25 protein-coding genes are annotated in these 23,806 nt (G+C 35.5%); 12 read left to right on the top strand and 13 right to left on the bottom strand.

The genetic code is table 11. The features are described 5' to 3' along the window. Nucleotides 1-20: 20 nt before the first annotated feature. Nucleotides 21-188 carry a hypothetical protein gene (locus ACQ5J2_RS11690; protein ID WP_432670653.1) on the bottom strand — a complete coding sequence of 56 codons (168 nt, stop codon included), beginning with the start codon at nucleotides 186-188 and terminating at the stop codon, nucleotides 21-23. Between the two features lie 56 nt (nucleotides 189-244). Between ACQ5J2_RS11690 and ACQ5J2_RS11685 the strand changes: the two genes are divergently transcribed. The 8 genes from ACQ5J2_RS11685 (at nucleotide 245) to ACQ5J2_RS11650 (ending at nucleotide 6,069) form a co-directional block, all read left to right on the top strand. Further along, on the top strand, nucleotides 245-706 hold the full coding sequence (locus ACQ5J2_RS11685; RefSeq protein WP_432673305.1) for an SLATT domain-containing protein: 462 nt from the start codon (nucleotides 245-247) through the stop codon (nucleotides 704-706). A 98-nt stretch (nucleotides 707-804) separates the two neighbouring features. Beyond that, nucleotides 805-3,099 (top strand): DNA topoisomerase 3, encoded by a 2,295-nt coding sequence (locus tag ACQ5J2_RS11680; RefSeq protein WP_432670652.1) that lies wholly within the window; start codon nucleotides 805-807, stop codon nucleotides 3,097-3,099. Between the two features lie 150 nt (nucleotides 3,100-3,249). Beyond that, nucleotides 3,250-3,462, top strand: a complete 213-nt coding sequence (locus ACQ5J2_RS11675; protein ID WP_432670651.1) for a hypothetical protein — start codon at nucleotides 3,250-3,252, stop codon at nucleotides 3,460-3,462. A 450-nt stretch (nucleotides 3,463-3,912) separates the two neighbouring features. Then, a complete protein-coding gene (locus ACQ5J2_RS11670) occupies nucleotides 3,913-4,365 on the top strand; it encodes a hemerythrin domain-containing protein (RefSeq protein WP_432670650.1) in 453 nt (150 codons plus the stop codon). A 77-nt stretch (nucleotides 4,366-4,442) separates the two neighbouring features. Next, nucleotides 4,443-4,604 (top strand): hypothetical protein, encoded by a 162-nt coding sequence (locus ACQ5J2_RS11665; RefSeq protein WP_432670649.1) that lies wholly within the window; start codon nucleotides 4,443-4,445, stop codon nucleotides 4,602-4,604. A 39-nt stretch (nucleotides 4,605-4,643) separates the two neighbouring features. Next, nucleotides 4,644-5,186: a GNAT family N-acetyltransferase gene (locus ACQ5J2_RS11660; RefSeq protein WP_432670648.1), complete on the top strand. Its 543-nt coding sequence runs from the start codon at nucleotides 4,644-4,646 to the stop codon at nucleotides 5,184-5,186. Nucleotides 5,187-5,582: 396 nt separating this feature from the next. Beyond that, nucleotides 5,583-5,774 (top strand): STING domain-containing protein, encoded by a 192-nt coding sequence (locus tag ACQ5J2_RS11655; RefSeq protein ID WP_432670647.1) that lies wholly within the window; start codon nucleotides 5,583-5,585, stop codon nucleotides 5,772-5,774. Next, a complete protein-coding gene (locus ACQ5J2_RS11650) occupies nucleotides 5,734-6,069 on the top strand; it encodes an STING domain-containing protein (RefSeq protein ID WP_432670646.1) in 336 nt (111 codons plus the stop codon). Before ACQ5J2_RS11655 ends, ACQ5J2_RS11650 begins: the two co-directional genes overlap by 41 nt. A gap of 138 nt (nucleotides 6,070-6,207) precedes the next feature. Here the strand turns inward: ACQ5J2_RS11650 and ACQ5J2_RS11645 are convergent, their stop codons facing one another. From ACQ5J2_RS11645 to ACQ5J2_RS11630, 4 genes are read right to left on the bottom strand one after another with little or no spacing between them, the layout of a single operon-like run. Further along, nucleotides 6,208-6,606, bottom strand: a complete 399-nt coding sequence (locus ACQ5J2_RS11645) for a hypothetical protein (protein ID WP_432670645.1) — start codon at nucleotides 6,604-6,606, stop codon at nucleotides 6,208-6,210. 56 nt (nucleotides 6,607-6,662) lie between these two features. Continuing rightward, nucleotides 6,663-7,127 carry a DoxX family membrane protein gene (locus ACQ5J2_RS11640; protein WP_432670644.1) on the bottom strand — a complete coding sequence of 155 codons (465 nt, stop codon included), beginning with the start codon at nucleotides 7,125-7,127 and terminating at the stop codon, nucleotides 6,663-6,665. 6 nt (nucleotides 7,128-7,133) lie between these two features. Beyond that, entirely contained in the window at nucleotides 7,134-8,546 is a 1,413-nt protein-coding gene (locus ACQ5J2_RS11635) for an HmuY family protein (RefSeq protein WP_432670643.1), read from the bottom strand. An 11-nt stretch (nucleotides 8,547-8,557) separates the two neighbouring features. Next, the gene (locus tag ACQ5J2_RS11630; protein WP_432670642.1) at nucleotides 8,558-10,702 is read right to left on the bottom strand and encodes a TonB-dependent receptor plug domain-containing protein; all 2,145 of its coding nucleotides are present in this window, start codon (nucleotides 10,700-10,702) and stop codon (nucleotides 8,558-8,560) included. Between the two features lie 107 nt (nucleotides 10,703-10,809). Between ACQ5J2_RS11630 and ACQ5J2_RS11625 the strand changes: the two genes are divergently transcribed. Further along, nucleotides 10,810-11,706, top strand: coding sequence for a DUF6607 family protein (locus ACQ5J2_RS11625; RefSeq protein WP_432670641.1), 897 nt, complete (start codon nucleotides 10,810-10,812; stop codon nucleotides 11,704-11,706). Between the two features lie 229 nt (nucleotides 11,707-11,935). Here ACQ5J2_RS11625 and ACQ5J2_RS11620 read toward each other — a convergent pair whose 3' ends face one another. The 7 genes from ACQ5J2_RS11620 to ACQ5J2_RS11590 all read right to left on the bottom strand — a co-directional run bounded on the left by ACQ5J2_RS11620 (nucleotide 11,936) and on the right by ACQ5J2_RS11590 (nucleotide 19,609). Next, the gene (locus ACQ5J2_RS11620) at nucleotides 11,936-13,366 is read right to left on the bottom strand and encodes a serine hydrolase domain-containing protein (protein ID WP_432670640.1); all 1,431 of its coding nucleotides are present in this window, start codon (nucleotides 13,364-13,366) and stop codon (nucleotides 11,936-11,938) included. Between the two features lie 328 nt (nucleotides 13,367-13,694). Then, nucleotides 13,695-14,060, bottom strand: coding sequence for a hypothetical protein (locus ACQ5J2_RS11615; protein WP_432670639.1), 366 nt, complete (start codon nucleotides 14,058-14,060; stop codon nucleotides 13,695-13,697). Between the two features lie 414 nt (nucleotides 14,061-14,474). Further along, nucleotides 14,475-15,191 carry a DMP19 family protein gene (locus ACQ5J2_RS11610; protein ID WP_432670638.1) on the bottom strand — a complete coding sequence of 239 codons (717 nt, stop codon included), beginning with the start codon at nucleotides 15,189-15,191 and terminating at the stop codon, nucleotides 14,475-14,477. 411 nt (nucleotides 15,192-15,602) lie between these two features. Next, nucleotides 15,603-16,715 carry a pyridoxal phosphate-dependent aminotransferase gene (locus ACQ5J2_RS11605; RefSeq protein ID WP_432670637.1) on the bottom strand — a complete coding sequence of 371 codons (1,113 nt, stop codon included), beginning with the start codon at nucleotides 16,713-16,715 and terminating at the stop codon, nucleotides 15,603-15,605. A gap of 322 nt (nucleotides 16,716-17,037) precedes the next feature. Next, complete coding sequence (locus tag ACQ5J2_RS11600; protein ID WP_432670598.1) at nucleotides 17,038-17,646, bottom strand: Pr6Pr family membrane protein; 609 nt, start codon at nucleotides 17,644-17,646, stop codon at nucleotides 17,038-17,040. Between the two features lie 280 nt (nucleotides 17,647-17,926). Further along, nucleotides 17,927-18,385 (bottom strand): GNAT family N-acetyltransferase, encoded by a 459-nt coding sequence (locus ACQ5J2_RS11595; protein WP_432670636.1) that lies wholly within the window; start codon nucleotides 18,383-18,385, stop codon nucleotides 17,927-17,929. A 324-nt stretch (nucleotides 18,386-18,709) separates the two neighbouring features. After that, the gene (locus ACQ5J2_RS11590; RefSeq protein ID WP_432670635.1) at nucleotides 18,710-19,609 is read right to left on the bottom strand and encodes a hypothetical protein; all 900 of its coding nucleotides are present in this window, start codon (nucleotides 19,607-19,609) and stop codon (nucleotides 18,710-18,712) included. Between the two features lie 332 nt (nucleotides 19,610-19,941). On the opposite strand from ACQ5J2_RS11590, the gene ACQ5J2_RS11585 reads away from it, so the two are divergent. Genes ACQ5J2_RS11585 through ACQ5J2_RS11575 form a run of 3 tightly spaced genes read left to right on the top strand, consistent with a single transcriptional unit; the run spans nucleotide 19,942 to nucleotide 22,592 of the window. Next, the gene (locus ACQ5J2_RS11585; RefSeq protein WP_432670634.1) at nucleotides 19,942-20,142 is read left to right on the top strand and encodes a hypothetical protein; all 201 of its coding nucleotides are present in this window, start codon (nucleotides 19,942-19,944) and stop codon (nucleotides 20,140-20,142) included. 50 nt (nucleotides 20,143-20,192) lie between these two features. After that, nucleotides 20,193-21,914, top strand: coding sequence for a tetratricopeptide repeat-containing sensor histidine kinase (locus tag ACQ5J2_RS11580; protein WP_432670633.1), 1,722 nt, complete (start codon nucleotides 20,193-20,195; stop codon nucleotides 21,912-21,914). A 9-nt stretch (nucleotides 21,915-21,923) separates the two neighbouring features. Further along, on the top strand, nucleotides 21,924-22,592 hold the full coding sequence (locus ACQ5J2_RS11575) for a response regulator (protein WP_432670632.1): 669 nt from the start codon (nucleotides 21,924-21,926) through the stop codon (nucleotides 22,590-22,592). Nucleotides 22,593-22,776: 184 nt separating this feature from the next. On the opposite strand, the gene ACQ5J2_RS11570 is transcribed toward ACQ5J2_RS11575, so the two are convergent. Then, nucleotides 22,777-23,805 carry a PorP/SprF family type IX secretion system membrane protein gene (locus ACQ5J2_RS11570; RefSeq protein WP_432670631.1) on the bottom strand — a complete coding sequence of 343 codons (1,029 nt, stop codon included), beginning with the start codon at nucleotides 23,803-23,805 and terminating at the stop codon, nucleotides 22,777-22,779. Nucleotide 23,806: the final 1 nt, after the last annotated feature.

Genomic DNA, 23,806 nt, shown 5'->3' with positions numbered 1-23,806 from the left:
TTTTACTTAAAAATAGATGCTTAGTATCTGTCAATATTTACACTTGGATTTCTGAAATCACTGCTTAATGAATTGATTAAATTTCCTGTAATGAACAGAAATGTACCACCTAATAAATAGATAAAAATACCGATGTTGATATAATAATAGTTTTTTTTCCCACCCAACATATTATAAAAATGAAACATTGAAAAGATAATGATGGAAAAGGATGTGATGAAAATTTCAACTAAACCACTATGGACTGAAAGTCCATAGTGGTTTAGTTAATGGAAATTTCTTTAATGTAAACTTTATAAGCAGTGCGATTACTTTTTTATTAATACTGTTGTTGGTTTTAGGACAAATAGAAACTACAAAGGATTATCATGTTAAAGCCGAGGAATTTCACACCTGCGGATTAGAATTGTCAAGCCTTTATAATGCATTACTCATATTTAAAACACTTATTGAAAAGCAACCGCTTGAAAATAAGAAACAATTTACACACAAATTATCGGAAAGTTATCAGAGAATCGTGGCAATGCACGACAATCACGCGCCAATTGATACAGAAATTTTTAAATCAAAAGCATCCAAATACCACAATTTAAATTGGCTGGATGTGCAACTCATTAAGATAAAGTATTATATAAATACGACGTTTCTCTTTCACCTACTAATTGTTTTTCCTCCTATTCTACTCTTTATACTTATGAAGCAATAAGTTATAAAACAACAGAAATTATCAAAACTGACAACGCATAATTTTATAAATTCTCAATCTAAATCCCTAATTTGCGGTTCCTAAAATGGAACTAAAAAATGAAGGTCTGTATTGCTGAAAAACCAAGTGTCGCTCGAGAAATTGCAACTGTTTTAGGAGCCAATACCAAGCGCGATGGTTACTTTGAAGGCAACGGTTACGCAGTTACTTACACTTTTGGACATTTATGTACGTTGAAAGAACCCAACGATTACAAACCGCATTGGAAAAGTTGGGATTTGAACAATTTACCCATGCTTCCTGAAAAATTTGAGACGAAAGTAGTTCCCAATGCAGGAATTCTGAAGCAATTTAAAATCATAAAAAGTCTTTTTGACCAAGCCAGTTTGGTCATCAATTGTGGCGATGCCGGTCAAGAAGGAGAACTCATTCAACGTTGGGTGATGAACGAAGCCAAGTACAAAGGCGAAGTACAACGTTTGTGGATTTCTTCCTTAACCACAGAAGCCATTCGGGAAGGTTTTGAGAATTTGAAACCATCCACTCAATACGATAATTTATATTATGCAGGTTTTTCTCGAGCCATTGGCGATTGGCTTTTAGGCATGAACGCCACCCGATTGTATACGGTAAAACACGGCGGTTACAAACAAGTTTTATCCATCGGAAGAGTGCAAACGCCAACGCTAGCAATGGTTGTGGAACGGTTTAAAGAAATAGAAAACTTCAAACCTCAACCCTATTGGGAATTGCAAACCTCCTATCGCGACACACTTTTCAGCTATGAAGAAGGTCGTTTTTTGAAAAAAGAAGCGGGCGAATTATTGGCACAAAAGGTACATGAAAGTGATTTTGAAATTACCGCTGTTGAAAAAAAGAACGGAAATGAATTTGCTCCAAAACTGTTTGATTTAACAGGATTGCAAGTCTATTGCAATACCAAGTTTGGCTTTTCAGCCGAAGAAACCTTGAAAATAGCACAAACCTTATACGAACAAAAAGTAATTACGTACCCAAGAGTGGATACTACTTTTTTGCCAAACGACGTATATCCAAAAGTCGCCGGTATTTTGCAGAAATTGACGGCTTACGCCAATTTGACGCAACCGCTTTTAGCAAAGAAAATCAAGAAGTCACCCAAAGTTTTTAATGATAAAAAAGTAACCGATCACCACGCGATTATTCCAACGGGAATTCAACAAAATTTACAATACAACCAGCAACGTATTTACGATATTATTACCAAACGATTTATTGCCGTTTTCTATGATGATTGCTTGGTTGCAAATACCACGGTTTTCGGAAAAGCAGCTGAAGTTCTCTTTAAAGCGACAGGAAAGGAAATCATCAAAAAAGGCTTTCGCATTGTTTTTGAGGACCCAAACGCAAAAGAAAAAGAAGCTGATTTATTACCAAGTTTCGTTGTTGGCGAAAAAGGACCACACCAACCTTCATTTTTAGAAAAGGAAACAAAAGCGCCTAATTATTTTACCGAAGCCTCCTTATTACGAGCGATGGAAACCGCTGGTAAACAAATTGACGACGAGGATTTGCGCGATTTAATGAAGGAAAACGGCATCGGACGACCTTCCACTCGAGCGAATATTATTGAAACACTTTTCAAACGCCAATATATTGTGCGAAACAAAAAGCAGTTGGTACCTACCCCAACCGGCGTTCAACTGATCGATACCATTCAAAACGAATTATTGAAATCTGCGGAACTCACGGGTTCCTGGGAAAAACAACTGAAAGATATCGAAAAAGGTACATTTACCGCTGCTGCATTTATCCGAAATATGAAACAAATGGTGGACAATTTGGTTTCTGAAGTTCGATTAGAACAAAAAGGAGCGAATATTTCCCACACTGAAAACAATCCTAAAAAAGTGGTTGCCGTTGAAAAGAGGAAAGCTTCAGGAATTTCCGCTGAAACATGTCCCAAATGTAAAAAAGGAAATTTACTCAAAGGAAAATCGGCCTTTGGTTGTAGCGAGTATAAATCTGGTTGCAATTTTAAATTGCCATTTACTTTTGCCGATAAAAAAATATCGGAGAATCAATATATGCGTTTACTTCAAAAAGGCTCAACGGTGAATTTGAAAGATTTCAAAATAGAAAATGGACCTGTAGAAGGTTTACTTCGCTTTGACGAGAACTTCCAACTTAAATTGGAACCCAAGAAAACGATTGAAAAACCCGCCACAGACGCTTTACTTTGTCCGAAATGCACGAAGGGAACCATTTTAAAAGGAAAAAATGCTTACGGTTGCAGTGCCTATAAAACGGGCTGTACTTTTAAAGTGTCTTTTGAAGAAGTTCGGAAGTTGTTGGGTAATCAGAAGGTAAGTAAAGAACTCGTTTATTCGATTTTGAAAAATGCGGCAAAATAGTGCCGTTTACTTCGATGAATCGATATACTTTTAATTCACTTTTTCGTTAAAAATCAAATATAAAAGTAATTTTAATAGCGATCTATTTTTCAGTTTAAAATAAAATAATTAAATTGGCCTTCACTAATTCAATTAAAACAAAATACTATTATGGATCAAATCGTTAAAATCATTACAGAAAAAACAGGCATTTCAGATGCACATGCTGCTACAGCCGTTAAAGTGGTTGCCGATTATTTAAAAGAGAAACTTCCTGCGGGAATGGGCGACCAGGTGGATGGATTGTTAAAAGGCGACACCTCTAATTTAGGCGATATGGCAGGCGGCCTTAAAGATAAACTAGGCGGTATGTTTGGAAACTAAGCGGTTTCCTTATAATTATATTTTAAAAAAGGTGTTGTATAGCAATACCTTTTTTATTTAACGTAAGAACGGTGATTAGTAGTTTACATCCTCTTTTTCATGCATTACTCATGCACTATCTATGCCTTTGCTATGCCTTTGCTATACTTAAGCTATACACTAACCCGCTACTTGACCCGGCCTAAAATAACAATACAGGTTATTAAATAAATGCTAGTATAGCTCTACAATTATAATTAACTAGGTTCCTGAAAAGCATAAACTACCAGTTTCTTGCAATCCATTTACCTTTTTTTAGTGAATGTTGCTTTCAGGACAAGTCAGATTCTTGAATAATATCAAAATTGAAATTGCCTTTTTTTTGAAAAGAAGTGATTTGCGAGTTCCTTCTTATTTCGATACCTTGTACCTCATTGATTCGCCAAAATATAACATATAAAAAGGACCGCAATGCCCATAAAAAGAAATGAATTCTTACAAGCCATCAGTCGGGAACACCATCAGGGATTGTTGCTTTCTTGGAAAATCAAAACGGGTTTCAAAAAAGAAGTAAACCCCCTACGCATGAAAAGATACACCGATTGGTATTACACTACCCACCTACTCCCCCATTTTGAGGTCGAAGAGCGATACATTTTTCCTATCCTCGGAAACGAACACGAGCTTGTTCTACAAGCATTGGCCGAGCATGAACGGTTGGTAGTACTTTTTGAATCGGAAATCGCTTCAGCGGATAACTTACATTCCATTCAAAAAGAGTTAGAAGCCCATATACGGTTTGAAGAACGGGTTTTGTTCAATGAAATACAAGAAGTAGCCACTCAGGCACAATTGGAACACATCCGAATACATCATACCGAAGAAAAGTTTGTAGATAATTTGGAAGATGCTTTTTGGTTGTAAATCCTTTTTCTAGAGCCGAAGTAGGCTATTCAAAATTTATAAGGAATCACACCAACAACTAATTTAAAACACTAAAAATGAAGAAAGCACGTAGCATCGCATTATTCATGGTTGTACTTGCAGTAGTGCTGCATTATACTTTTGAAAATGACGGCATTGATTTTATCATTGGTTTTTTGGCAGGTGGTGGAGTTGCCTTACTTATCACGGGAACATTTGCCAGAAAAAAACGAGCGTAACCACCTAAATGTAGTGCTAAACAGACTACCTTTAAACAAATGAAAATCAACCTCCAACCCACATTAGAAAACGAGAACACCTTACTACTTCCGCTGCATTCAGCAGATTTTGAAGCATTATATTCCACCGCATCCGACCCTACAATGTGGGAACAACATCCCAATAAAAACCGCTGGCAAAAACAAGAATTCCAAAACTTCTTTCAAGGAGCACTAGAAAGTAAAGGCGCCTTTAAAATTGTGGATAAAGCTACAAATAGTGTAATCGGAAGTACGCGTTTTTACGATTACGACCCCCAAGAAAACCAAATCTTAATTGGATACACGTTTTACAACACCCACTCTTGGGGAAAAGGAATAAACGCTGCAGTCAAAAAAGTAATGCTCAACTATATTTTTCAATACGTCTCAAAAGTCATATTCTACGTTGGCAGTACCAACTTACGTTCGCAAATCGCCATGAACCGACAGGGAATTGAAAAAATAGGAGCACAAGAAGTCGCTTATTTTGGCGAACCCTCTAAATTAAATTACGTGTATCAGGTAAACAAAAAAGAGTGGTTTCGAATTAATAACCGCTAAAACGAGTTAATGTTCCAGCTGACCTCATAAAGTTACTAAAACCACTGCAAACCGTTGTCAATCTGAACTCGTTTCAGATTCTAAAAACACAGAAAGAAAACAGTATTCATTCAAGAATGACTTATTTTAATGCTCATTTACCACACTTGAAATTCACGGTAGTTTTCATCAATAAATTTTTAAAAATCGCACAATATCATAGTTTTATGTTAATCCAATATATATAATTTATTCTTACCCTCAATAGTTCTTGTACAATAACACTCCAAACTTATACAAAATATTTTTAGATTTATTTACGTATTCACGCACCCATCATAACTATTCAATTATACCAAAAAGCATATTGTCAATAAAGAAAAGACGTTTGACCTTGGTTTTTTACCTTCAGCAGCTTTGGCTTACGGTTATTTCAATAATTTTGTTGAAAGAACTGTTCAACCTCTACTAGAGGATAAGGCTGATGAGAAAGTCTTTCATTTGACCAACGGTAAAGATTTTACAATTTTAGATTTAAAATTTACCCTATTATTACCGAATGACTTGAGTGACTATATGTTTAAAAAAAGTTGTTGCAAAGCGTCTTAAAGGCAACTGGCATAAATTGAAAGTGGATTCAAAAGACATTAGAGACTATAACTGCTCTATTGATGTTGCTAAGACTGAAGATGGCATGCTCCACTTTGTAGATATACCACTTACGTTAAATGCTCTTAATATGTCAATTGAAATTTACTCTAAAAAGCAGCATTTAGGCAAGACCGTAAAAGAAGAAATTCTAGAAGAAAATGAAATTAAAAAATTCAAAAGAACAATAGATTATCTAATAAGCAAAAGTGCAATTGGTCGCGGGATAGTAGATACTGAAATTGTTGATATTTAAAGCAAGTACAAATAAATTTCATGATGATTTTGGTGCTTAAAAAGAGAAATAAGTGCAATAAAAAATAGCAAATTCGAGTATTTTGCTCTTTCTTATTTTTCTGCTTTTAGGGGGTTTTAAGCTTTGATATTGCTTTATTTATCCCAAAAACCCACAAGCCAAAACAGGAACAAAATCACCATCATCAGCACCAAAATAAGTAACACTCAAAAGCAAGAAATCCACTCCATCAAACACGGTAACAACAGGAACAGGCATCGAAACCGCATCCAAAATACTATCCAGATGCAGAAACCGCAAACCACCAGAAACCAAAGAACCCGTACCCGTTTCAAAATCAAACACAAACCGATGCAGCTGAACCGCCACACAATCCAAACCAGTAGAAAACAAATGCCGTTCCCTAAACCGCTCCCTGTCTATACGATAAGCTAAAGCCGTAGAATCAGCCACAAAAGTCCCGCATGAACCATCCCATCGCGAATCCAGATTAAAATCAAATCCCACCCTCGCTTCCTTCTTTGAGCCTAAACCCAAAAAACGACCCAGAAGTAAATTCCAGGCCGTTCCACAGTGCACTAAAACAAATAAAACTACACTTTAAACTGAATTAGGGTTTTATCATAAACCAAGGGCTTCCATATTTTATAGCTGGAGGCGAGTAGTAAAATATTGATAATTAGCAAACCTAACATTTGCACTAATTCGCCCACTTCATCGGGTTCTAAAAACAAGTGAAATAGAAAAATATTAATGGTAATAGGCAAAGCAACGATGGCTCCAATTCTTGAAAAAACCAAACTCACGAGTAATAAACCGGCTAAAAGTTCCGCGAAACCTAAGAATTGCCAGAAGAAATTCGTTTGCTTCATTCCGAAAACATAATTCTTAATCTTCAATATTTCTAGTGATGGGGCTACTTCCTGCTCTGTTTTTACCTGCTCTATCAGTTCTGTAGGCGAAGGGCTTGGTTTGCCAAATTTCTTCATTCCGCCGTACAACATCATACCTCCTAGAATAAGGCAAAAGATAATTTGGACTATTTTTACTGCTTTCATACTGTATTATTTAATTAATGTATATTGGAATTTTGGATATCCTCGTTCACCCGCTTCATTCGCTCCACCGGTGAATTTCAGTTTGTAATGATTGCCTGCTGCATCTTTAATTACGTAAAAACGGTCAGTCTTTAATACGAATTGAGAAACAGGAATTCCGTCACTTCCCGTAACTGAGGTACTTCTCCAGTTCGAACCGATATTCCTTTGATCGTCTGTAAATTTTGAGGCATTCACATTTGCAATTGAAAAGGCATCATAAGTAAATTCTGATGTCAGCACCTGGTAGGCTTTTACGTTTCCTTTTAAATTGCTTACTACAAAATCGGAATAATGATACGGAACTAGGCTTCCAAAATTAACTACGTTGGTAAAAGTCGTAAAGTTGATATCCCACTGGTTTTTTTGCGGTTCCACCTGCACGGTATTATTTGTTGTAAAACTGAAAAAAGTAAAATTGTAAGCCGCATTTTTAGTGATGATTAATTCCTGATGTGTGGTCGCATCGATATCGGCATACTGGATTTTATAATCGTTGCCCTCTTTCATAATTCTTATTTTTTTCCAACCTCGGTGGGTTCCTGAAGCACTTCCTTCTGCACCTGTCGCTGGTGAAGCAAGTGCAGGGTTACTACCTAAATTTAGCAGATACACCTTGTTAGAAGCATTATCATCTGAAATGGCTTTAATGGCCATTCCATCTAGCAAACCTTCTGGAGCATCGATTTGATTTACAAAACCTTGCCCTTGATTGATTAACATCGTTTCATCCGTAGCTTGAACGGCGTCAATATCTGTTGTTTCTAATTCTTTTACAGACATTTTTACCGAAGTGTTCAAAGCGACTCTGAATTCAGCTCCGGCATGAAAACCCAAATCCCAAGAAACACGGGGAACTGAAGTCATCATTCCGCTACTTAAATCCACATATACTTGATTTTCTTGATTCGGACCACCTACTGCAGGTGCTAAAGCCGAACCCAGTGAAGCAGTTTCATTGAAATTAAGTTGTGTCGTGTTATTCCCTGAAAGTTGTGCATTGATTGAAGAGGCATCAATTTTAAAAGTTACATTTTTAACCTCACCTTCCATGGCTTCCGTTAATTTTGTAAATATAAAACTTGTAGAAGTGGCATCGGCCTCAAAAGCAACGGAAAGTACATTTCCAGTAGCTTCAGGATTGGTACTAAAATCAGTTCCATAAGTAACCCCAGTAGCGGTATAGGAAAGGGTCAACGTTCCCGCTGCCGAAGTAGGTTCAGAAAATAAAATCTGAACAGGTGTATTTGTGTCCGTCAAATTAGCCGACGCCACTGAAAAAGCTATGGCATTTGTCGCCGTTTTTGAACTGTCGTCGTCGCTACAGGATGTTAACGCAATTGCCATTGCTGAAAGAAATAAGATTAAATTGTTCTTCATGATTGTAAATATTAATTAAAATTAAGGTTATACGTGAGTTTAAGAAAGTAGGACCGACCGTAACCCAACAATATGCTTGAGCCGGTACTGTGCATACCGGTAGTGCCCGACTGAGATGCTTGCAAATTGGTAACATCAAGGATGTTTCGGCTACCAAGTGTGACTTCGAACTGGTCTTTGAAAAAAGCGTGACTTAGCGAAGCATCCATCCAGCCGTACGAAGCAATTTCGGAGCGTAAAAAAGTGGCATTTCCCGCTGTGTCGCTTGACGAAATATAGCGTCGGTCTTTTCCGTTGAATTTATAATAAACGGCACATACCGTGTTCCAGTTGGGTATTTTATAAGAAACCGAACTGTTCAATTGAAAGGAGTACAAATAGTCGTCCTCCGATGTAACTTCTAAAGCTGCTAAATCCATTTTTTGTGAAATACCTACTAAAGACATCCCCAAACTTGCATTCCAATTTTTATAATCTACTTGATTGGACGTCGATACATTCCACATTTGATAGGCGTCAATATTCAAATACTTGTAGTTTTGAGTAGGTTGCACCTGTTCTAAAACCAAATTGATGCGGTCCTTTACTTTGAGGTAAGCGACGGCTAGCGTGTTAGACAATTGCAACCCAGAAGTAAAATAAGTCGCTTTTTTTATACTGGCTTCGTAAGACCAACTGGTTTCTGGCGTCAAATCCGGGTTACCTTGTAAATTGTGATTGGAGTCTACAAAATAGGTATACAACTCATCAAAATTAGGTGTGCGGTACGAACGTCCTACCGAAGTTCTTAATTGAATTCCCGCATCTAAATTGTACCTAAAACCAAGCGAAGACGCATATTGATTGTCAAATTGCGACTGAAATGAATAACGAAACCCTGGGCGAATTGAAAAACGGTCGGTTACATTTAATTCTGCTACGGTAAACACGTCGTAATTTTCAAAACGCTTCCGTATATCATTCTCCTGCTGCTGGTCATTCTTGAAGGTTCCCGCTGAAGCATCATAAAATCCATTTTCATTCACCAATTCATATCCCACTTGCACATTCAGAAATTTCTTAGCAAAAAAAGAACTGAATGTTCCTGTTGAATAAAGCACTTCTTTGGATTGAAAGGTTTCTCGAGCAGTGAGCGTTTCTTGGTGGGTTTCTAAACCATAATTGAACTTCTCAATGTCCCGCACTTGTTTTTGATGAGACAGCGAGACGTTAAATTGTACATTTGAAAACAGTGTTCCAGACGAATTTAGGTGATGAAAAAAGCGGTTAGAAATATAGCGACGGTCTTGTGAAAAGTTCGTATTGGGAAACGGATAATTATCTTGGGGAACCACTATTGGATTATAAAAATAGACGTTTTCTGTAAAATAATCAAATTTATAGAATACCTTATAATTGGGTTTGCTATACCCTATAAAAGCATTGGCAGTTAGCTGTTCTTTGGGCAACCAAGAAGCACCCCGCAAGCCGTCATTTTCTGCATAATTCTTTCCTTGTTGATGGTCAAAAAAACCTGCAAAATCGTTTCGATTTACCCCTACGCTTGCAAAAATGGCTTCCGAAATTCGGTTAGATACTTTTAAGGCTTGGATGTGTCTTCCTTTGTCAAAAAAGGCAAATTCATCGGAAACGCTTTCCTCCTGAAGCGTGGTGCTAATCTCCCATTTATATCGAGAACGCTTTTTGGTAATAATGTTTAAGATGCCCGAAACCGCATTTGCACCGTGAGTTACTCCCATGGAACCTTCAATAATTTCAATTTGTTCAATATCATCAAGATTCACTTGTGTCAAATCGATGGAATTGCCTAAACCAGTATCACTTACAAGTGGAATATTATCAACTAAAATTTTGAAATACTGGGCATCCAATCCAAACATTGAAATGGAAGAACGACGGTCATTTCCACTTGTTTTAATCGAAATATTCAAGTACTGATTTAATACATCGCCCAGATTATTGGCCGCTAACTTTTTAATGTCTTCTTTGGTAATGACGCGAACATGGTACACCGATTTTTTTAGAGATTGTGCTTCAAGTTGTCCCGTTACTACTACTTCGGAAAGCACAGTTATAAGCGAATCTTTTTCTGTTTCTTGTGCAAATGCATTCCAAGCAATGCACGTAAGTCCCAATGTTATAAGGCATTTTTTCATTATTTAGATTTATTCTTGATAAAATTCTTTTGCAAATATATAGGTTATTTTTACTTAATCTAAATAATAATAGTATTTTTGCCGAATAAATTTTTAAACCTTTAACGATGAACAAATTAATTACAACATCTCTTTTACTTGGCTTTTGTCTTACCGGAAATGCACAAAATAATAAGAAAGAAGATGTAAAAGCCATCAAATCGATGTGCGGCTGCTATGAAGTCGAATTCAATTTTGCAGAAACATTTCAATACGATAAAGACGAAAGTTATGTGCCTTCAAAAACCAAATACGACTATGCTTTGGAATGGGTAGAATTAGTAGAAGACCAGCCCAACAAATTAGTTTTGCAACACATTCTCATTGTTTCAGATTCCATGTTGGTAAAACATTGGAGGCAAGATTGGGAATTTGAAAACACTTCCTTTTACCAATTTCACAAAGACAAAACGTGGCACTATGAAACACTTGCAAAAAAGGATGTGAAAGGGCAATGGACCCAACGCGTTTATCAAGTTGATGACAGTCCGCGATATGAAGGAAGTACCAGTTGGGTGCACGTGGACGGTCGTCATTACTGGGAAGACAATACGGATGCTCCTTTGCCACGACGTGAACAAACGATTCGAAAAGATTACAATGTGCTCAACCGAACAAACGTTCATGAAATCACAAAAGAAGGTTGGATTCACGATCAAGATAACGTAAAAATTGTTCGCGACGACCAAGGAAACGACAAGGTGCTTGCCAAAGAAAAAGGAACGGATTATTACCGAAAAGTGGCGGATTCAAAATGCAAAGCGGGACAAAACTATTGGAAAGAAAATGCTGCCCTTTGGAAAAACGTACGTGACAAATGGCAAGCTATTTTTGACCGTAAAAAGAACCTTACTTTAGAAGCGGCAGTGGATGGAAAGCCGCTATTTATGCACTTGTTCGACCTAAAGTCGGATACTCCTAAGCAAGAAACCGATAAAATAATTGAAAGTTTTGTGAAAAATTAGAAATACCTTTGTATTAAAAGTAAAGCTCAAACTCCTATGGGTTTGAGCTTTATTATGTAGTATTAAAATGTACTTTCTCTTATGTTTATGAAGTTTGTTAAATCGAAAGTTTGCCGATAAATAGGAATAATATAGGTACAGGCAGTTCAACGAAGGCTTAGTTAGTTGGTGCACTATCGCTCGGGTGTTTTCTTTTCGAGCGCGACAAATCCTAAGGTGTTCAAGTCCGTTATTTTTTCCGCTTTGCTTTGCTATCTATTCCTTGCTGAACTTGCTCTAAATGATATTCCATAACTTCGCCGTTATCATTTAGGTTAAATGTATAGGTCACTTCCGGTCTAAATCCATCTAAAATGAATTTCGTTTTTGAAACTGGAATTAATTCCAACTTAACTTGTGGATTATACGGAACAAAAAGTTTATTATCTTCAAACAGGATTTCTTTTTCCGTTCCCTTTTCTGTAATGTAGAAACCAGAATATTTCTTCAAAACGACGCTGTCCAATACTATAGGTTTTTCGACTTCTTGATTATATAAAATTCTACGTGTGTTTTTTATTGGTATTTCTGTTTCTGGTAGTGAGTTGTTCTGTAAAATAATTATAGTTTTGTCATTATCAATTTCTCTTTCTATATAAGAAATATAACCACCCCAACCTCCTGAATGCGAAGCTATTTTGCCATATGCTTTTGTACTTTCAATCATCCATCCAAAACCATAATCAGTTTGCAAACTGTCCTTCGTCATTGTTGACGAAAAAATTAATTTTCGGTCGTGGTCGTTTATTATTTTGTCATTATAAAGTGCTCTGTCCCATTTTAGCAAATCCCTTACATTTGAATTTACCATTCCATCGCCCACAATACCGTCGAGATAAACAACATAAAAATCTTTTCCCATTGCATCAGGAAGAATTTTCATTTTTAAACTATCCGAATAAATATATCCATTGGCGTAATTTGCTATTTTTGCTGGTGCAAATCTTCTTCGGTAGACAAAAGTGTTTTTCATATCTAAAGGTTTAAAGATTTTTTCATCTAAATAATTGCCAAATTCTTTTCCACTAACTCTTTCAATAAGGGTAGCTAAAACCAGGTACCCCGTGTTGCTATACTCCCATTTTTCATTTGGTTCAAAAAGTTTTTTAGGTTTAACTTTTTGAAAAATGTCAAGCATGTCTTTATTTGTCGCAATTTTAGATTTATCCCAAATCGTATCTGAAAGCTCCATATAATCAGGCAGGCCACCCGTATGATTTAAGAGGTTTTTTACAGTAATTCCCTTGTAGTGTTCTAATTCAGGAATGTATTTTGAAACTTCATCGTCATAAGATAGCTTACCTTCTTTTTCAAGTTGAACAATTCCCATTGCAGTAAACTGTTTTGAAACAGATGCTAATTCAAATAGGGTACTGTAATTGAGTTGATCTTTAGTGTGTTCATCTGCCAATCCATAACTTTTCTCAAATAGTATAGTACCCTTTTCAGCTACCAAAACATTTCCATTGAAAGAACCTTTGTTATAAAGTTCGGTAAATAATGTATCCAGTCTTAAAGCTTTTTCGCTCAACGGTTGCCTTGTTTTGGTTGTATCCTGATATTGTCTACAAGAAGTCAAGCAAATTATTGCAAGGAATAAAATCAATAAATAGTTTTTCATTTTTTCAATAGTGTTGTTTGATAAATTTTAATGTAATAAATGATGTTTTTTAAGATCGCCTGCAACTACTGTATAGCACTAGTATTTTCATAAGTATCAGCCTATAATTGAATGTGATGGCAGTATAACGTGATATGAATTTCAAATATAAACAAAAGTATTTTAAATCAGCAACTGGGTTTTAATCTAGTAGTTCAATTCTTACAGCTGGCGTAGCTCTTCAATACTTGTAATTGAACTAGATAAAATCGGGGTCACTTCGAGAACAATGTTGGCGAAAAAGTACCAAGTCCAAAAAGATAGACTTACGACTGTTAACGACTGGAAATTATTTAATAGAATTTAGCCTAGGATTAAATTCTACTGAATCGTCTTTGAACCAACTCGTGTCAATTTTTGCCCAAACTTGTACTACCTTTTTCTTTTTCGTTATTGCTGTAATTTTTCTGTAATATCGTTTTTCATATTGTATTGTGCCATTATTTATTTGGGGCGTACCAATTTCTATTTCAAACTTCTTAAACGGTCCAACCTTAAAAATGCCTGGGTATTCTGCTTTGACGTATTCCATCCCATACCTTTCCAATTGTGGTTCAAGTAGTTTTCTGAAGTCTTTTGATTTTTCGTGTTGCCAATTTATCCAGCCCAAAAATGCTAATATGCACACAATAAGTAATAGTACAAAGTATTCCATCAGGTATTAATTGTATGAAAGTTATAAAGGAAGGAGGTGTTAAAATGATTGGTGCCAACTAGCCTATACTGCTGAACTTGTCGCAACTATCACCCAAAAAAGACTAGATAGGTCTGATTACCTTCTCTTTTTATCGAAAATCAAATATATACTAATTATCTCAACTTTAATCCCACAAAACAACAGAACCCTATCCCGTAATTATCGGGACTTCAAATCCATTCAAACAACTTATCGATAACTCCATAAGTGTTGACGGCATGTAATCAGTTCTCCCGATAAAAATCGGGACAGGCAGTTCAACACGGGTTTACCTCATTGATTTTTTATTTATTTTAGTATTCGGTGATTTGCAATTTATTGTTCGTCTTGCAGCCGCAACGAAATCCTTAGCTGCTGTAGCACGTTTTTTATTCATTCCGTTCTATACAATTTCTTGGGATTAGCTTTTACATATTCAATTAATTTTTCGTGATAGGTTTTTACGAAACTTTCTTCATAAAAATAATTTTCAATGATTTCTGCTGAAGGTAATTCCTTGTAACCTTCTGCAAACGAATTCCATCTTTTATTCCAATCGTTATTATTGTTTTGAAATCTGGCATAAAGTTCATGTATAATTTTAAATTTTCCGAAATATTCATTCAAAACCGTTTCATAGTCATTTGCTAATTTTACCATTCCTGTTTCTTTCATTCCTTGCAAAGCTATAATTGCCAATTCTGGATAATTGAATAAAAATTGATAAACTCCACCATTATTTACTTGAGATTCAAAATTTATGAGCGTAAAATAAATCCGCTGTTCTTTTGTCAATTCGTTCAGAAAATCTGCGTGAGTTTGATTTTTTTCCCAATATTTATTTGTTGAGTAAATTTCATTGCAGATTTGCTCAGAAATATCATAATGTCCGTTGTCATAAATTCCCCATTCCTTTTCAGCCCATTTTTTCTCAATTTCGGAAATCCAATCATCTGAAAGTAATGGTAGATGTTTTGTTGATTCAGTTGTCGATTCGGGCTTAACAAATTCGGTTGGTGCTTTCGTTATATTATTCGATTTTTTTCGCCAGACTAAAAATCCGACGACTAAAATTAGGATGACAATTATTAGTATAATTACTGTTTTCATTGGTTTGGTCAGATGTGCTATAACGTCAGTTTGTGAATAAACCTCCATTTTATTACCTCCAAATATAGAAAACTATATGCATAAAAAGACAGGATTTCGTATTTTAAAACATGCAACACATCACCGGAATTTCCCGTAACCAAATAACTATAGCGTTTTTAAAATCTAATAGTTCTACCGATAATCCCAGCCGATTTATTGATGTTTTTGAACTCAAACCCATCTTGACTTTACCCCACAAAAAAAGAGGACACTTAATCCTCCTGAAATTACTCAAACAAATTATCGATAACTCCCTACTGTTAACGGTATGTATTCATTTCTCCAGATAATAATCGGGACCGGCAATTCAACAATGAGTTTATTGGTGGCTTTTAAGGCCGTGAGAATCCTTAGCTGTTGGTAGCATTTTTATTGTATTGCTTTTATAAATTTTTTCATTTCGTCCATTGTTCCCACAGTAATCCTTGTCCATTTACCTTCCTCTTCATATATTCTTCCTCCTTCAATCGCATTGTCGTCTAATTGCTTAAAATAGTCCTTGTTGTATTTTGCAATTGAAAAATAGATAAAATTGGTATGCGAAGAAATATACTCACATTGTAACTTTTTGAGTTCGCTGATAGTATATTGTCTTACATTTTCATTTAGTGCGTAGCAGTTTGAAACAAATTTCTCATCTTTCAACGAAGCTATAGCAGCAAGTTTTGATACTACGCTAACGCTATTATTTGTATTGGATTGCAAATTTGCCAAGTTATCAATGATTGTTTTGTTCGCAATCGCATACCCAATCCGTGCTCCAGCTAAACCATACATTTTGGAAAACGTTTTGGCGATAATAACATTTGTATGTTCCTTTACAATCGTGCTAAGGGATTGCTGATTAGTAAAGTCCAAATAGGCCTCATCAATTAATACAATGGTGTTTTGTGAAATTTTAGTTATAAATTCTACCAATGCTTCTCTTTCGCAAACTGTTCCTGTTGGGTTGTTTGGATTACAGATATAAACAAGTTTTGTATCTTGGTTTACAGCTTCCAACATCGCTTGTAAATTAATTTTCTTGTCGGCTTTAAGAGGTACTTTGTTTTTCGTTACACCTAAATTATCTAATATAGCTGTCCAATAATCATAACTTGGGTCTGCAATTACATAATTTCCTTTGTCTAGTGACACCAATTTTGCAACTAAATCTAAAATTTCAGTTGAACCAGCTCCCAACAAGATGTTTTCGTCGTTAACCCTATTTCTTTTTGCAAGGTCAGCAATCAGTTGTGTTGCAACATCCCAATTGTATCGGTTGCTAATATTCGCATGGTCTACAAATGCTTTCCGTGCTAATGGAGAAGGACCATAAGGGTTTTCATTTGAGCGTAAAAAAATTAAGTTAGCTTCCTTATCAAAACGAGTATTTAGATTTTCTGATACTGGAGGAGAAGCAAATGAACTAAAGTTGGCAAGTCCAATACCCGCTGCTCCAATTCCAATTTTTTTAAGCCAAAGCCTTCTGTTCGATTCCATATTTTCTTTTTCTATAACTAGTCTTTAAAACAAAAAGATTGTTACAAACACGGACTGTTAAAATTATATCAACGTCAGTTTGAAAAAAAAAAAAAACCGCCGTCTTACTTCTTCGAAATAAAGAAAACTATTTTGCATAAAAAAAGAGGACAAATAATCCTCTTTTTTAATGTTTTCAAACAACTTCACAATATCTTCAGTGTTCACAGCATGTAATCAGTTCTCCCGATAAAAATCGGGACAAACTGTTCAACAAAGTGTTCATTGTTGGCTTTTCAAGCCTTAATAACTCTTCAGTTAGCAGCTGGCTTTATCATTATCTTCACTTAATAACTTTTCCAAGTTTAATATATCCGGCTGCTATGCAAAAAAAGAATACTATAAGTCCTGCGCTGTTGATTAAGACTTTTTTTAAACCAAAATCAGTTACATTCACAAATGGGTAGGGATAAAAATTAGAAAAGTTTCCGCAAATTAAGATAAATATCAGATAAATTAATGGGTAAATTAACCATTTCAATATTTGTTTGTATTCCATCGTTTTTTTATCTTCATACAAATACCAGAAAATAATAACCAAAATTGGTATTACCGAGTGAAGCAATTCGTCCACAACCCATTGTATGCCTTTTGGCTCCCAAATCTGTCGTAAAAGGATTTGATAAACAAGTCCTACAATTGTTATATAAACTGTAATAGCAGTTAGCGTTCCCGACTTATTGCTGGTTGATGGATTGCTATTTCCTTTCTTAGGTAAAGACAATGTGAAATATAGGGCTACTAGTAAATTTGTCAAAATTGTAAAAAAACTAAAGAATCGGATTGTTGTTTCGAGAATTGAAGTAACTCTATTCTCTACCATCAAACAATACTGTGTCAAAATTGCAAACCAACCAATTGTCGCAAGGAGAATTGTTAATTTATTTTTCATACGATACTTACTTTAAGATTGCGGCTCACTTTTTAATATACACAAATTTATACACTTCTTTCCCATTAAACTTTCTAATTCATTTCTAAATCTAATCCTTCTTCCTTTCTCTCCACAAAAAAGAACCTTATCTCGATAACTATCGGGCTTTAAAATCCATTTAAAAACCTTGAAAACACCCACATAAGTATTTACGAAATGTAATCTGTTCCAAATTGCCTACGGTGCAGAATCAACATCTTCATCATTGTTGATTCGCTACGTCCTTCGCCAGAAATCCTTATCCGATAGTAGCTGAACTTTTATACCATTTTGTTTCTATACTATTTTTGCTTCGCGTCATATACATTTCAGGGTTAGTGATCATAGTAAATCCGAATTTTTCATATAAAAGCTGGGAATCTTTAGTGGCCAAAAACCATAAATCAAGTTCTGCAAGTTCTGGTTGAGATAGCATTTTCTCCAATAACACTTTAGAAAATCCTTTTCCACGATATTCCTCAATTATAAACAAGTCGGTTACATATGCGAGAACATTGTCTGACAAAACTCTTGCAAACCCAATTTGGGCGCCATTTAAATAAATTCCGAAACAAAAAGAATTTTCAATTGATTTTTTTACTGCTTCAATTGTTCTTCCTTTTGCCCAATAAGAGTTCGTTAAAAACTTGTGAGTTAACTCAATATCGATTTTTGACTTATCTGTTGAAAATTCAACCCCCGTTTCTATATCTTCCATTCTTTTACTATTAAATTATGTTTAAGTTTAGGTGTTCTAATCTTAAAAGTAGTGTCGATTCCTTAAAAAAACTCCGTTGTACTGACTTAAAATATAATAAACTATATAGCCCCTTTTTCTAAACACCCCCAATCAATTGCCGCCTGCTTTAGCTGACAAATCTAAGTAATTCACCAAAAGGCTTTATTTAAATTCCAACCTCACGAAAAAACAGAACCCTATCCCCATAATTATTGGGACTTAAAATCCATTCAACCAACTTAAAAATAACTCTATATGTGTTGATGACCTGTAACCGATTGGGTTCAACACGGGTTTTAAACGCTATTTAGGAGCAGATTTTATATGCGTATTAATCATATATTGGGTAATCGGTTTCAAAGCTTTACCGTTTTCAGGATTAAAGCCAGGCCCGTTAAAATACTCCAACTGCTTATTAACTTTACTATACCATACTACAGGTTTGTTCTGCCTAAAAAAGGTGGTGGTATCACAAACCTGAATTTTTCTAAAGTGCAGTAGCTCTTCTTTTGTAGGTATTATAGAGTATATATCTACTAACCCGATCGCCTTGGCTTCGCAGGTCACTTCTACATAACGATCGTTTTGCCACTGCATACATGCTTTTTTGGGAGTAAAAAAGTACCCAAAACCAAAAAGGGTAGTCGCTAATAACACCATAGGCAGTAGTAGTCTTTTTTTTAAAAAACCTTCCTTCTTAGTTTGCAAGGGAGCTTGACGATGTAAGTGGTGCATTCCATTAAACCCTTCCTCCATTTTAGCGGTTCCAGTTTCTTCAACAAAAATGGGCTGGTTCGTAGATTCGATGCTACTACTACTTATAGGCGGCTCTATTTTAAACGTCTCTTGTTTTGAAAATTTCAAAAAAGGTCGGGGCTGAAAATCAACAAGTATCGCTGCAATGTTTACTGCAGTTGTATCAGTTAAATCGGTTTCTCCTTTAAAAAACGTTTCAATGGGTCTAAATTTATCCGTTTGCTCTTTTAATTTATTAGAACAATTGGGAGTAAAATCAAATTGAAAAAAAGCGGAAAAGCTTTTTAAATCGTCAGGACTCGTATTATGCAAAAATAACTCGGCACACAACTTCCTCAATCTTGCACGGGAAGGATGAAATAAATAACTGGAAGAACTTCCCGTTTTTTCAATCTCATACTTCCATTTAATAGCCGTTTTATAATCTTCTAAAGTATTTTTCATCATCAACGTAAAAGGAATTTTTAGGAATTATCGGGAATAGCAGGAATCATCGGAATTCCGTATCATTTTCACTTCACAAAGCCCTTTACTTTGCTTCAGAATTAGTTCTTGTTCCATTTCGCGATAGGAACAAATGTACAAAACTACTTCTATAAGGTGCTGCTGTACAGAACAGAATTTTTATTCCGGGAAGTATATTAAAACTATTCTGGACTAGCACACCTTACTTCCCGAACAAATAAAACGAATTCTTTTTAACGATTTGGCTCTTGACAACATTACGGTTTAAAAAATCGTAGAGCCCAGCCTATGTCTAAATTCTAACAATTAAAATCATGAAAAAAACACTTTTAGTAGCTGTTATTACAGCCGTTGGCCTGGCTTTTGTATCCTGTGAAGCGGAAACCCTAGCCCATACAAGCGACTCAACAGAACAATTAAATGCGAATGGTAGTGATCAAAACACCATGCCCATTGTAAGCGATGACGGTCCCGGTGATGATGTAATTATAATCATCCCTCCAAAAAAACCTTAATTCTAAGTTCTACTTTCAATTAAAATATTAATTTCGGGGAAAGTATTCTTATGACGATGCGTTCCCTGATTTTAGTATTCTTATTCTTGATTGCGTTAGTTTCATGTCAAAAGGAAAACCAACTTCTTATTGAAACAGATTCCAATAAGGATTCTATCAAGGAGTCTCTGGCAAACAAATTTGCAGATATTGGAGATTCACATTATGCGGTAAAGCAATTTGATTCTGCTTATTATTATTACAATAAATCAAAAGCACTCTTTGAAATTGTAAAGGACAGTTCCTATATTGCCTACAACTTAATTCAGCTCGCACGAATACAGCAAACATACGGAGATTATGGAAGTAGTGAAGAAACACTAACCGAAGTTTTTCCTTATATAGAAAACAACCTGCCTTATCAAAATGCAACCAACAATCTTTTTGGGATTGCTGCTAAAGAACTCAAGAACTATGAAGATGCTGTAGCCTATTATAAAAATGTTTTGTTGACAACAAAGGATTCGATTTTAAGGGCTACACCACTCAACAATATTGCCGCGGTATATATTGAACAGAAAAAATACAAGGAGGCCATAGCGATTCTAAATCCCCTGGTTTATACACCGCTTCTGGATAAACTTCCTTATAAAAAAGCACTTGTAATGGATAACCTTGGCTTTGCTTATGCCAAATACCAACCCGATTCAAAAGGTTTAAATTTGATGAAGCAAGCCCTAGCAATACGCATGCAATTGAATGACTCTTATGGTAGTATTGAAAGTTATCTGCATTTGGCGGAATATTATAAAGAAATCAATGCACCCCTCTCTAAGAAAAATGCACTTCAGGCATACAGCTTAGCTAAAAAGTGCAACAGTCCTGTTGAACAGTTAGAAACATTGTCTTATTTAATGGTATATAATGAACAACAAGGCAAGAATAAATATGCTGCACAATTCGTACAACTTAACGACAGCTTAAAAAAAGAGAATAATAACGCCAAAAATCAGTTTGCAAAAATCAGGTACGACGCCCGAAAAGCCACATTAGAAAACATTCAATATAAAGCCCAAAGAGCGGTTACATTGTTACAGCTTGAACAACAGAAAAATCAAAAACACTTGTCCTTTTTTGGCTCTCTCCTCCTTCTGATAGGAGGTATCTTTGCCGTTAATTTTTACATACGCAAAAACAAACGGGAACGTTTAGCAGTAAGTTACGCAACCGAAACACGTATTTCCAAAGCCTTGCACGACGAACTTGCTAATGATGTTTTTTATGCACTCACTTATGCAGAAACCCAAGATTTACAGCATCCTTCGACAAAAGAGAAGCTGATAGAACAACTGGATAAAATATACAATAGAACCCGTAACTTTTCTAAAGAAAACAGTTCCATTTCTATCGGTCCTGAATTTGAATCCAATTTAAAACAGATGCTTAGCGGTTATAATTGTGCGCGAACACAAATCATTATAAAAAATGGAAATCCAATAGACTGGAGTAAAGTTACAACCGAAAAAAAGGTGGCCCTATACAGGGTGCTACAAGAATTGATGGTCAATATGAAAAAACACAGCCATGCTAGCTTAGTGGTTGTTGGCTTTGAAAAAGAGCAAAGAAACCTCAAAATTGACTATTCCGATAACGGTGTTGGAGTTGCAGAAAAATTAATTTTGAAAAATGGTCTCCAAAATGCGGAAAACCGTATTCGTGCTATTAATGGAACCCTTACTTTTGACTCTCAAAGCCTAAAAGGTTTTAGAGTGAAAATAATTCTTCAAAAATAAGCTATAATTATGTTTACAAAAGTATTGATTGCAGATGATATTGATTTTAACGATGTAGGTGCCGCCCTAACATTGAAGAGCCTTGGTGTACCTGAAATTGACTATTCAAAATACTGTGATGATGCCCTATTGAAAATCAATAAAGCACATATGGACGGCCACCCCTTTCAACTCCTTATATCTGATTTATCGTTTAAAACAGACCATCGGGTAAACCAAATTCAGTCGGGTGAAGAATTAATACAAGCAGTCAGAAACCTATATCCTGACCTTAAAATAATTGTTTTCTCTATTGAAGACCGAGCACATCGCATCAAATGTCTTTTTGACAATCTTCATATAAACGGCTATGTAGTGAAAGGTCGAAATACCATTTACGACCTTAAATGTGCAATTCAAAAAGCCTACGCCAACGAACCTGAGAATATTTCTACCGAATTCGTACACCTTCTGCAAGACAAAACTACAAGCGAAATAGACAATTACGATGTACTGTTGATCAAATATCTTTCACAAGGTATCTCTCAGGAAAACATGGAGGCTGCTTTTAAACAAGACGGAATTAGTCCCAATAGTAAAAGCTCCATCGAAAAGCACCTCAATAAACTCAAAATTTATTTCAAAGCCAATAATACAGTGCATTTAGTGGCCATTGCTAAGGATTTGGGGATTGTGTAGGAAGGATGGTTTGAACACACACCATCAATCTCTCTTAATATTAGAACTTTTAAAGTTATTAAAATCCAATAAATAATAATATTATAGATATTATAAAATGCAGTAGTAAAGTCCCGCTCTATGCCTATCGATGGTCTAATAAAGCAGGATTGAAATAGTTCTACCTTGAAATATAAAGAATTTACTAAGTTTTATTATACCCTGGACCACCATTCCTTTTAAGTTTAGTGCTGTAATATTCACATTTATCACATCTTCTGCTCGACTGCCAGATAAGAGTTAATTCATGTACACCTTGAGTTCTTCCTAGTTTTGAAACATTCCAATCATAAGAATAGCCAAAAGTAAATTCACTTAATTTAAACGACAGTACTGGGTTTATAGAAGAAACAAAATGACTGTTTGTACTTCTACCTTCTGGATTTGTGGCCACAATTACACCAGCGCCAAACTGGCCAAAATCCATTACGGTCCCTAAATCCAGTCGGTTGTATTGACCTTGTCGCATATAATTTGCCGTAACTAGCAATGTAGCTTCTTCGGGGATTAAAGTGGTAGGCGAATTCAGAAACTGAAAATAATAACCTCCATGAACAGTTAAGAAAAGGTCTAAAGGAGTATTTCCATTTTCTCTGAAAGAAATATTAGGTCGGTTTAAATGTTTCACTGCGGCTCCAAACCAAGCAAATTCTTGATCGATTTCAAAACCTGCCGACATATCAAAAAAATTAATTTTATTACCATACTCCCCTACTGCAGGATCTACAGTAGTTGGATTGATTACACCTGTATTGATGTTGATTTGATCTTCTAATAATAAATTCCCAAATTGAAAATCTTTGCGACCAAAGCCCGTTTCGAGTCCCAATCGCATACGCCAATCGTAATTGATATCGATGCGATAGGAAACTGCAGCATTTAATTTGAAATAATTATAATTGGTAAAAACTTCATTGTGATTTTGCACCGTCATACCCAAACCTATTTCATCACTTACAATGGTATTGAGATAGCCATATTGTGTATCCATTTTCCTATTACCGTCCGGCCATTGTCTGCGATGTACAAAACCGGCATTCCATGTATTTGCAATACCTGTAAACGCGGGATTTAAGGTTTCGGGAACTAAATAGTATTGAGTAAATATGGGGTCTTGCCCTTTCGACTCAATCGCGAAAAGCATTAAGAATACGATTATTATTTTTGATTTCATC

The organism is Flavobacterium sp. SM2513 (assembly GCF_050908145.1).
In the GTDB taxonomy this organism is placed as follows: domain Bacteria; phylum Bacteroidota; class Bacteroidia; order Flavobacteriales; family Flavobacteriaceae; genus Flavobacterium.
Note: the sequence above shows the minus strand (reverse complement) of the source record. Positions and strands in the feature narration are given on the sequence as shown.

Excerpts from the sequence above, each read along its gene's own strand:
- ACQ5J2_RS11580 (WP_432670633.1), top strand. The coding sequence starts at position 20,193 with ATGACGATGCGTTCCCTGATTTTAGTATTCTTATTCTTGATTGCGTTA.
- ACQ5J2_RS11625 (WP_432670641.1), top strand. The coding sequence starts at position 10,810 with ATGAACAAATTAATTACAACATCTCTTTTACTTGGCTTTTGTCTTACC.
- ACQ5J2_RS11590 (WP_432670635.1), bottom strand. The coding sequence starts at position 19,609 with ATGATGAAAAATACTTTAGAAGATTATAAAACGGCTATTAAATGGAAG.
- ACQ5J2_RS11595 (WP_432670636.1), bottom strand. The coding sequence starts at position 18,385 with ATGGAAGATATAGAAACGGGGGTTGAATTTTCAACAGATAAGTCAAAA.
- ACQ5J2_RS11600 (WP_432670598.1), bottom strand. The coding sequence starts at position 17,646 with ATGAAAAATAAATTAACAATTCTCCTTGCGACAATTGGTTGGTTTGCA.
- ACQ5J2_RS11585 (WP_432670634.1), top strand. The coding sequence starts at position 19,942 with ATGAAAAAAACACTTTTAGTAGCTGTTATTACAGCCGTTGGCCTGGCT.
- ACQ5J2_RS11605 (WP_432670637.1), bottom strand. The coding sequence starts at position 16,715 with ATGGAATCGAACAGAAGGCTTTGGCTTAAAAAAATTGGAATTGGAGCA.
- ACQ5J2_RS11640 (WP_432670644.1), bottom strand. The coding sequence starts at position 7,127 with ATGAAAGCAGTAAAAATAGTCCAAATTATCTTTTGCCTTATTCTAGGA.
- ACQ5J2_RS11680 (WP_432670652.1), top strand. The coding sequence starts at position 805 with ATGAAGGTCTGTATTGCTGAAAAACCAAGTGTCGCTCGAGAAATTGCA.
- ACQ5J2_RS11665 (WP_432670649.1), top strand. The coding sequence starts at position 4,443 with ATGAAGAAAGCACGTAGCATCGCATTATTCATGGTTGTACTTGCAGTA.
- ACQ5J2_RS11670 (WP_432670650.1), top strand. The coding sequence starts at position 3,913 with ATGCCCATAAAAAGAAATGAATTCTTACAAGCCATCAGTCGGGAACAC.
- ACQ5J2_RS11660 (WP_432670648.1), top strand. The coding sequence starts at position 4,644 with ATGAAAATCAACCTCCAACCCACATTAGAAAACGAGAACACCTTACTA.
- ACQ5J2_RS11630 (WP_432670642.1), bottom strand. The coding sequence starts at position 10,702 with ATGAAAAAATGCCTTATAACATTGGGACTTACGTGCATTGCTTGGAAT.
- ACQ5J2_RS11635 (WP_432670643.1), bottom strand. The coding sequence starts at position 8,546 with ATGAAGAACAATTTAATCTTATTTCTTTCAGCAATGGCAATTGCGTTA.
- ACQ5J2_RS11570 (WP_432670631.1), bottom strand. The coding sequence starts at position 23,805 with ATGAAATCAAAAATAATAATCGTATTCTTAATGCTTTTCGCGATTGAG.
- ACQ5J2_RS11675 (WP_432670651.1), top strand. The coding sequence starts at position 3,250 with ATGGATCAAATCGTTAAAATCATTACAGAAAAAACAGGCATTTCAGAT.
- ACQ5J2_RS11575 (WP_432670632.1), top strand. The coding sequence starts at position 21,924 with ATGTTTACAAAAGTATTGATTGCAGATGATATTGATTTTAACGATGTA.
- ACQ5J2_RS11615 (WP_432670639.1), bottom strand. The coding sequence starts at position 14,060 with ATGGAATACTTTGTACTATTACTTATTGTGTGCATATTAGCATTTTTG.
- ACQ5J2_RS11690 (WP_432670653.1), bottom strand. The coding sequence starts at position 188 with ATGTTTCATTTTTATAATATGTTGGGTGGGAAAAAAAACTATTATTAT.
- ACQ5J2_RS11620 (WP_432670640.1), bottom strand. The coding sequence starts at position 13,366 with ATGAAAAACTATTTATTGATTTTATTCCTTGCAATAATTTGCTTGACT.
- ACQ5J2_RS11610 (WP_432670638.1), bottom strand. The coding sequence starts at position 15,191 with ATGAAAACAGTAATTATACTAATAATTGTCATCCTAATTTTAGTCGTC.